General features: G+C 63.1%; 3 protein-coding genes. 2 read left to right on the forward strand and 1 reads right to left on the reverse strand.

The window, feature by feature from the left end; genetic code table 11:
• Positions 1-4,837, reverse strand: a 4,837-nt coding sequence (locus VN887_08645; protein ID HXT40078.1) for a hypothetical protein, incomplete at its 3' end; no start/stop codon positions are given.
• Between the two features lie 253 nt (positions 4,838-5,090).
• Between VN887_08645 and VN887_08650 the strand changes: the two genes are divergently transcribed.
• A complete protein-coding gene (locus VN887_08650) occupies positions 5,091-5,711 on the forward strand; it encodes a sigma-70 family RNA polymerase sigma factor (GenBank protein HXT40079.1) in 621 nt (206 codons plus the stop codon).
• A gap of 13 nt (positions 5,712-5,724) precedes the next feature.
• Positions 5,725-7,152 (forward strand): hypothetical protein (locus VN887_08655; protein ID HXT40080.1); only part of this gene is annotated, 1,428 nt, incomplete at its 3' end.

Genomic DNA, 7,152 nt, shown 5'->3' on the forward strand with positions numbered 1-7,152 from the left:
CGTGATTGCGAACGATGGCCTCGATTTGCGGTTGCAATGTTTCCACGCGCACATTCAACGTGAAGTCGCCCTTCAGAAATTGATACGCGCCGGTCAGCGCGTTGGTTTGCGCCGTCACCGTTTGAAATTCGGCTGCGTCCACCTTCTGCAACCCCTGCGCGGCCTCGACGGTCAGGCCCAGTTCATCGCCGCTGGCCAACGCGACGAGGCCCGTCTCGCGTTTCACGTCCAGGGCGTGCGGCGTTTCCAAAATAAAAACTTCAGGAAGCTTCTCAATGGTCTTCTCGGTTTCGACGGTGAGGCGGTAGTTCGGCGAAATCCCTTTGAGCAGTTCGACCACGAGAATCTGCGAAGCGCCGTCCTCTTTTGCCTGCCAGGTGCGAATCGCGTCGCCCTCAACGCGCAGCAGACGATGGCCGGCGGGAATCCGCACGCGCGCTTCGCGCAGCTCGCCCTGCGTGATCTGATAATCCAGCAGCGAGCGCGTCGTCATCACGCCCGCGTTGAAACTCACGAGCGTCGCGTTGTGACAAAACACGGTCGCCGCGATTTCCGCGGCCCGCTTCACGCGCGGCGTCCAGTGCAGCTCGACCTGTTCGCCCGCGCCCATCACCGCCTCAACGCGCGTCTGCTGCTGCGCGGCGCTGCTGTGGTAGGAGACGGCCGTGGGAAACTCCACGGCGGCTTCCGGCTCGTCCACGGTCAGCAAAAGCCGGCTGGACAACGCCGCCGGAACGCCGAACACAAGCCGGCGTTTCGTCACGTCGCCGCCGAGCCGGGCGAGAAACGTCACCTTTACCGTGGCATTGCCCTTCTTTCCCAGGCGCACGTTCACCGAATTTCCGCGGCGCCGCAGTTCCGCGTCGCCTGCGATTACGGAAAACTGCTCGACAGCGACGTCGTCGCCGAAAAGTCGCACGGTCTGGCCGGCCCTCGCCGCGGTCAATTGGATGACGGCCTCGATGCGCGCGACGCGTTCGTGGACCGCGCCCGTGTAGGTCGCGGACCGGATGGAAACGGCTTCCACTGCGGAACGCGGAGTTTGGAACACGGCATCAGTCTGAATTGGTTCCCTGGCGTTCGCCGGGACCACAAAGAACATCAGAGCGATCATCGCGACCGCGGGGCCCATACCCGCGCCATTGGGCGCGGACGGAGTCGGCGCGCCCGGCGCCGTGTCAGGCGCGGCGGCCTCACCAGCGCTCCGCCGCAGGAATTTTCGAGCCAGGAGGAGCAGCACCACGAGGACCAGCAGGGGCGCGGCGGCGATCAATGCCACGCCGAGGAGCCGTGTCGCGATCAACATACCGCCGACGCTGGCGAGGATGAGCGCGAGCGCAATGGTGACCAGCAGGCTGTTGGGCGCGGGGCGGCGCAGTTGACGCCAGAACAACCAAAGGCCGGCCAGAAATCCGCCGACTTGCAGCGCGCTGCAAAGCGCATTCCACGCTTTCGTGGCCACCGCCAGCGCTTCCAGCCTCAGTGTGTCGCTGCCGACGTTGAGCACCTTGGTGAACACAAATCGTGCGCCCGCGCGCGGGATCTCAATGTGAATCGGCCGAATGCCTGCAAGCCGTGGGGTCGCGACCTGAACAACCTCCGCCGGCGTGCCGGCGACGCCCCCGGCGCCAGATCCGCCGCCCGCCGGGGTTGCCGCCGCCAGCGAAGGTTTGCCGGCAAGAGTGCGCTGCAATGCTTCGTTGAACGGTGCTTCGTTCAATTGCCGAACGCTGCCGTCGCCCATCAGCACCGCGCGCCCGCCGCGCTCCGTCGGCGAGTAGGCCAGGACGGAATCGCCATCCACGGCGCCTCTTTCCCGGCCAAGATAAATGAACTCGCGTCCGCTTTCCGGGTCCTTCAACACCTTGTCCGTCGCCAGCTCATTCGTCATCTGTCCGAAGTTCGCCGGCAGCCTGCCTTCGTGCTCGCCGGCATAAATGCGCGCCGCCAGACCGATCTGTTTGAGATTGTTGACAGCACTGATTCGCTGGGCCCTTGCCTTGGCCCTGCTCAATGCGGGCAGCATCATGCCCGCGAGAATCGCAAGCCCCGCGATCACACCGAGCACCGTGGCGACGCCCTGCAAACCGCGGCGCGCCGCCGCGATGACCAGGGTCGCCACCAACGTTACGAACAACAGACCCACCATGAAACCTCGCGCGTTGCGCGCCAGATCGCGATACGCACCCATGAATTCGTCCCACGCGTCGCGCAGGCCGTAGGTCGTTCCCTGCGCCACGTTCATATTGCCGTCGAACCCCGCCAGATGATGTGAAGCGGGGACGAACAGTTCCCACTCCGCGTAGGTCGTTTGAATGTCGGTCTTCGGAGCCGCAAGCGCGATCTCGCGCGGCGTCAGCGTCCCGAGCGTGCCGAGTTTTTGCGCATAAACAATTTCGACCGCGAACGACTGGTCGCGGTTTTCGCCGCGGGGCAGCGGCACCAGCAGATCGTCACCTTCCTTCTCGGCTTTGGCGGCCTGTCCATTCACGTAGGCGGACCAGAACTCCGCCCCTTTCGACAGGGTGAAGCGTTGAAATTGCTTGTCGTTGTTTTTCACCATGAACGACGCCTGCGTGAGCATCTGGCCGGTCTCGGTCAGCACGGTCGTCAACTGTGTGCGGTCGGCGATGGCGTCCAGCACCGGCAGCTCCTGAAAGCGCGTCACGTCCAGATCCAGCTCATACGGGTCGCCGGCGCCGTAACGATATGCGAGCAGCACGGAGCGGGTGATCAGCGCGCGGTCGGTCCCGGCCAGTTCGCTTTCGTCAATGCGTTGAAGCGGCCCGGTCGCCCTGGTTTCGCGCAGTTGCAGGCTCGCGGCGCTGGTGATGGCCACGCTGCCGGTCTCGCGCTCCACGTCCAGCGCATGAATGCCGGCGGTTGAAAGTGTTGCCTTGTGCGGGTCGAACTGTTCGTCGTAAGTGACCACGAGCGTATAACCGCCCCATGCCTTGTCCTGCAGACCAATGTTCCAGACGACGTAATTGGTGTCGGCGCCGGTCGCGGGAGGCGCCAGCTCTTTCCGACGGATGTTCGGCCCCGTGAACTCGGTGTTCTTCCAGCGCGCGGGCAGTCTGACCCTGAACTCCTGCACCCCCTGGTTGACGATGACATAGCGAACCGTCGCGCTGCCGCCGAGCAGGCCGTCACCGATGGTCACGAGATTGAAAATGTCCGCAATGACGCGCGGCGCGAGTTTCTCCGACGAGAGTGTGAGCGACCACTCGGACTGGTCCGCGACGTACGCGAGCAGTTCGTCGGTGCGGTTCGCGAGGTTTGCGACGGGGATCTCGCGCAGGCCGGCCAGTTCGGCGGTCTTCAGGCGGATGCCCGCGGCCGACGCGGCGCCGATTTGCGCGGTCTGTTGGGTCGCGGCAGAGACACGCAATGGCCCGACGGCGATCTGTTCCGGAAAATCCTTCTGCGCCTGTTCGAGCCGGATTTCCAGCTTGCGCCCGCCCAGCACCCGGCTGGAGAAATTGACCACGAGCCTGCCGCCGCGCGCCTTCCAATCCTCGACACCGTCGCCGCGCACGTCGGTGACAATGAAATTTTCCGGCGGAGAAAGCTCGATGGAATAGATGCCCGCTTTCTCCACGTTCAGTGTGAGCGCATGAGTGACGAGCAACCGCGCTTCTTCGAGCCGCGCCGTGACGCGGCTGGCAACGTTGATGACCGGCTCGATCCGACGCAGCCTCACACCCAGCGCCGGCGGATGCCCGTAGAAACGATAAGCCGCGAGCGAACCGGCAGGCGCGTTGATCTGGTGCAGACCCGCGGTCGATTCAGTTTCCACGATTGTGTCCTCTGCCGAAACGGTGAACGAACCGGCCTCGCGCTCGACGCCCTGCGGTTGCGGCAACATGAGCCGGCCGGCAAATGGAGTGCTTTCCACGGTTTGCTCCGAGAAAATCCTGAGCACGTAGGATTTTTCAACCGGCTTGATAAGTTCGACCGTGAGGATTTGAGTGTCACCCGTGTCCGCTGGGCCGGAGTCCTGCGTGACCCTGACCTGCCAATCGCGTATTTGTTCGCCTTCGACCCGCGTGAGCGCGTGGCCGGCAGGCAACGCCACCGAAAACCTGGACAGGTTCCCCTGGACGATTTCATAGCGCAGTTCGGTGACAAATTTGATGACCGTCGGCGTGATCTGCGCCGCGGCAAGTGTGTCGCAGGTGATCAGCGCGTTGCGGGCGGCCTCGGTCGCCTTGCTGTGCCAGCGCAATGAAACGTTCCGGTCGGCTCCCAGTACGCCGCGTACCCGGGCCGCGCCGCCTTGCGCGGGTTCCAGCGTCGTGCCGCTGAGCAATTGCACCTCGACATCCGGGTTGCCGGCTTCCGCGACAACCGAGGCAATCCCGGTGTCCGGTCCGACGAATGAAACCTGGTTCCACGGCTCGGCGCGCGTGATTCCGGCAATCACCTCCAGTTTGAACCTGTACCTGCCCGCGCGCGCCGCGACGAGCCGGTATTGTTTGCCTTCCCGCACGATGCGCAGGCCGGCCGGGAGTTTCGCCGGCATCACCGCGACCTCGCCTTCGAACAACACGACCGAAGCCCCGTCCTTGCCGGAGCACTCGGCGTCAATGTCCACCATGAACTTCGCCTCGTCGTCGCCCAGCCGGCCGTCATAGCGGATTTCGCGGAGCAACAGATCGGAGCCGGGCGATGCAGCCGGCGAGTTGGTGGACAGTGGCGGCTGCCCGTCAGCCGGCAGGGCGACAGGCAGGATCAGCAGCAGGCAGAGTTTGGTGAGTGAGCGCATAATGACCTCCAGTTGATGAGTGAATCCAAAACAGGCGGCGAAGCCCGGTTCATAAATCAGGTTTAGCATGACCGCCGCCCGGTCTATGTGAACGCGTGGTAAATGAGTTGTAAAAGAATTGTGCGTGCGAATCATCCGGGCCGGGATGAACTTCGCGCAAAATGCGTGAAGATTTTCCGGATGACCGAAACCATTTGATTGACCACATGCCGCGTTAGACGGAGCCTCGAAACAATTGCTCCCGCCGCTTGTTTCCATGTGGGGGACGGGTCGCCAGCAAATGCTGGTCAATACGCCCCGACTCCGCTAAACTGGAATCCCGATGAACCCCAATGCCGAAGCCGAGTTGATCGCCCGGTGTCGCCAGGGTGAGGCACGGGCCTGGGATGAATTGTTCGACCGGCATTACGCTGCCGCGGGACGGTTTGTGTTCCAACTCGCGCCCGACTTCAACCGCGAGGATGTGGAGGAAATCTGCCAGGAAACATTTCTGTCCGCGATCAAGGCCCTCGACTTGTTCAACGGCCGAAGCCAGTTGCAAACCTGGCTGTTCCGCATCGCCGCCAACAAGGCGCGCGATTACCGCAAGCGCCAGCGCGCCGCCAAACGGGGCGGCGGACAAATAACGGTTTCGCTGCAGGCCGAAGACCCGGAGAACGGTCTGACCCTGGACCCCCCGACCCCCCTGCCGGCGCCCGACGCGACCCTGATGAACGCCGAGCGAATCGCGCTGACCCGCGCCGCGCTCGACCAGCTCGGCGAGCCTTGCCGCGAGATCATCGAACTGCGCTACTTCGCCGACCTGAGCTATGACGAAATCGGCAACGAGTTGCAGTTGAACGTGAAGACCGTGAGTTCGCGTCTCAGCAAATGCCTCGACCGACTCGAAGAGATTGCGCGCGGCCTGTTTTCGAGGGAGAATATTACCCAGACTTCCGTCTAACGGCCTGAACGAAATGCCAGACGAACCCAACAGAAGCGTGGATGAGCAGCTGAAAGCCTGGGCGCAAAAGCGCCGCGGGGAAGCAGGCGCGCCGGTTGAATTACACCCGGCCACGCGCAAACTGTTTCAGGACGAAGTGGCGCGGACCTTTCCAAAAAAAACCCCTGAACTACCCGCTCCGTCCGGCGGCTGGCTGAAGTTGTTCTGGCCTCGCCTCGCCCTGGCCGGTTCGATTGGCGCCGTGCTGATAATCCTGGCTGGATTGTCGGGGCCCACGCTTTTTAAGGCAAAGGCAAAAGCTCAACGTATTACGGCGTTCAACTACCTTAAGCAGATTGGACTTGCCGCCCGAATCTACGCCAGCGATCACGATGGAAAACTGCCTGCAAACTTCGGGCAGATGACGAATGAGCTCGGCACGGTCAAGGTGTTGAAAGACCCTGAAACCGGGCAGGAGTTTGTTTATCTCGGGGCCGGCAAAATCGAGGGAGACCGCGACTCGATTCTCGCCTATTCGCCGAAAGCCAAAGGGTATCGGCCCGTATTGTTAGGCGACGGGGCTGTCGAGGAAATGAATGACGCGCAATTCAATGACGCCTTGCAGCGCACGCAGAAAGGCATCGCTACGGTTGCGCTTGCCAGGGAGCTTGCGGACGCACCGGCACCGGCAGAGAGCAAGGTCGTCGAACGGGAAGTTTCGGCGAAGTCGGACTCCAAGGATGCGCGGCTCAAATCAGTTGATGATGCGGCCAAAGCCAGAGCGGACGAGAGCCTGGGAAGAATTACCCGGTTGAAACTGGCTTCCGTTGACAAAACGAAGGAAGCCCCAACCCCGCCGGGAGGAGCTGTGACCGCGCCGCAGGAGCCCAACGCGGAGCGCGCGCGCAGCGAAGTCGTCATGCGCCAGCGTTATGGCCTCGCGCCGGCGCAAGCCGGCGGGATCGCCAGCCGCGCCGGTGCGTCGAGTGAAAGACAAACCGTTTCACCTCCGGCTCAAGTTCCTGGGGTGCAGAAACCGCAAGTGACCCAGGAAAGCGCGGGTGGCGCGCGAGGGGTTGGCGGCGCAGGAGGCGGTGGATTTGGCCAAAGCCCGGGAGCCACAAACCGGGTTACGCTGGATGAAAAAAACATCGCGTTCGCGAATCAAAGCACAGCGCTGCCGCGCCAGGGGCGCCTTGCTGTCAGCGCGGTTGATTCGCTGGCACTACAGCGCGACGCAGGCAAACCCGGAAACGGTCACTCGCTGGCTTATTACGCCGACGCGTCGGCAGCGCAGGCCGGTCAGCGCTACGCCCAGGCGCGGAGGTATCGCGTCAACTTCAACTCGCCGCCGATGCCGAATGTGCTCAGGTCATTTCAAGTGGAGCAGACCGGCCAGCAGATCCGTGTCGTGGACGCCGACGGCTCGGTTTATGAAGGCGTGATCGGCCAGCCTGCGAAC

Origin of the sequence: Candidatus Angelobacter sp., from assembly GCA_035607015.1 — a bacterium.
Lineage (GTDB): Bacteria > Verrucomicrobiota > Verrucomicrobiia > Limisphaerales > AV2 > AV2.

Coding starts and splice junctions, on each gene's coding strand:
- VN887_08650 (HXT40079.1), top strand. CDS start 5,091: ATGAACCCCAATGCCGAAGCCGAGTTGATCGCCCGGTGTCGCCAGGGT.